The following is a 1788-nucleotide window of genomic DNA, read 5'->3' on the forward strand; positions in this document are numbered from 1 at the left end:
CCCGCCGACGCCGACCACACAGCGCCCGACCGCGCAGCAACCGACCCCCGAGAGACCATCGTCGGCAGCGTGATGGCGGGCTACGACGGTCATCGCGGGTGGTTGTCCTACCTCGCCGCCGCCTCGTCGCATCGCGGTCGGGGAATCGGTCGTGCCCTCGTCGCCGAAGCGGAACGGCTGCTCCGGGAACGGGGCTGCCCGAAGGTGCAGCTGATGGTGCGCCCCGACAACGCCGCCGCACGGGGGTTCTACGACGCGCTCGGGTACGAGCCGTTCGATACGTGGACCACGGGCAAGCGCCTGATCGTCGACGGGCCGGCGGTGCCGGACTGAGCCGGCGCGCGGTCCCTAGACTGGAGGCCATGTCCTCTCTCGCGTTCACCAAGGGTCACGGCACCGGCAACGATTTCGTGGTCGTGTCCGACCCCGACGGCGAGCTCGACCTCTCCGACGCGCAGATCGCGGCGCTGTGCGACCGCCACTTCGGCATCGGCGCGGACGGTCTGCTGCGGGTGGTGCGCTCGGCCGCGATCGACGAGGGTGCCGAGGCCGCGGCATCCGGCGCGGAGTGGTTCATGGACTACCGCAACGCCGACGGGTCGAAGGCCGAGATGTGCGGCAACGGCACGCGCGTGTTCGCCCGCTACCTGACCGACACCGGTCTGGCCTCGATCGAGGCGGGACTGCGCATCGGCACCCGGGCGGGCGTGAAGACCCTCACCCGCAGCGACCGCGGTTTCGAGGTGGACCTGGGCGTTTTCACCGTGGATGCCGCCGAGACCCTGGTTCGCGCCAAGGGCCTGAGCGTTGCGCGACCCGGCGTCGGCATCGACGTCGGCAACCCGCACGTGGTCGTCGCCCTGTCCTCCGAGGCGGAGCTCGAGGGACTCGACCTCACGTACCAGCCCGTCCTCGACCCGGCGCCCCGGCACGGGGCCAACGTGGAGTTCGTCGTCCCGGCCGATCCGCTCGTGCGCGACGGCGTGGGAGCGATCCGACTGCGCGTGTTCGAGCGCGGGGTCGGCGAGACCCTCAGCTGCGGCACGGGGGTCGCGGCGGCCGCCCTCGCCGTCCGACACTGGGCCGGGGCCGCGGCGCCCGACACGTGGATCGTCGACACCCCGGGCGGAACCCTGGGCGTGCGCGTGTCCGAGGGGCGCGTTTACCTGTCGGGACCGGCATCCCTGGTGTTCACGGGCGAGGTCGCCCTCGCCTGAGAACCCGCGCAGACGGGGTGACCGGCCAGGGCATCCTGCGCGCGAGCCCGTTCAGCGGACGACGTCGATGAGCTCGCTCGGCGGTGATCCGTGCTTGCGCACCCGCAGCACGCGGAAACCGCGACCGGTCGCGGCCCGCTGCACGCCGTAGCCGTCGGCGAAGGTCGCGGCGAGCCACCGCTGCAGCGAATCGGAGCCGAGGTTGCGCTGGACGACGAACCACCCGTCGGAACGCTCCGACAGGCGGGGGATCCAGTGCTGCAGCATGCCGTGCAGTTCGTTCTTGCCGACCCGGATGGGCGGGTTGGAGCGGATGGTGCGGAACTCGAGGTCGTCGGGAACATCCTCGGGCCGCACGGCGTTGACGTTGCTGAGGCCGAGGGACTCGGCGTTCCGCCTCACGAGATCGAGAGCACGTTCGTTGACGTCGACCGCCCACACGGTCGCGTGCGGTGAGGCGAGCGCGAGCGAGATCGAGATCGGACCCCACCCGCATCCCAGGTCGAGGAAGTTCCCACCGGCGGGCGGGGGAGGCGTATTGGCGAGCAGCACCGACGTGCCGGCATCCACG

General features: G+C 71.8%; 3 protein-coding genes. 2 read left to right on the top strand and 1 reads right to left on the bottom strand.

The annotated features are described in order from the left end of the window. Together DBR36_RS15775 and dapF are read left to right on the top strand one after the other, a co-directional pair. Window positions 1-333, top strand: a 333-nt coding sequence (locus DBR36_RS15775) for a GNAT family N-acetyltransferase (protein WP_146185400.1), incomplete at its 5' end; no start/stop codon positions are given. Between the two features lie 29 nt (window positions 334-362). Continuing rightward, entirely contained in the window at window positions 363-1217 is an 855-nt protein-coding gene (dapF, locus tag DBR36_RS15780) for a diaminopimelate epimerase (RefSeq protein WP_108320661.1), read from the top strand. 51 nt (window positions 1218-1268) lie between these two features. Here the strand turns inward: dapF and DBR36_RS15785 are convergent. Then, window positions 1269-1788 (bottom strand): class I SAM-dependent methyltransferase (locus DBR36_RS15785; protein WP_258222915.1); only part of this gene is annotated, 520 nt, incomplete at its 5' end.

Origin of the sequence: Microbacterium sp. HMWF026 (assembly GCF_003061325.1) — a bacterium.
In the GTDB taxonomy this organism is placed as follows: Bacteria; Actinomycetota; Actinomycetes; order Actinomycetales; family Microbacteriaceae; genus Microbacterium; species Microbacterium testaceum_E.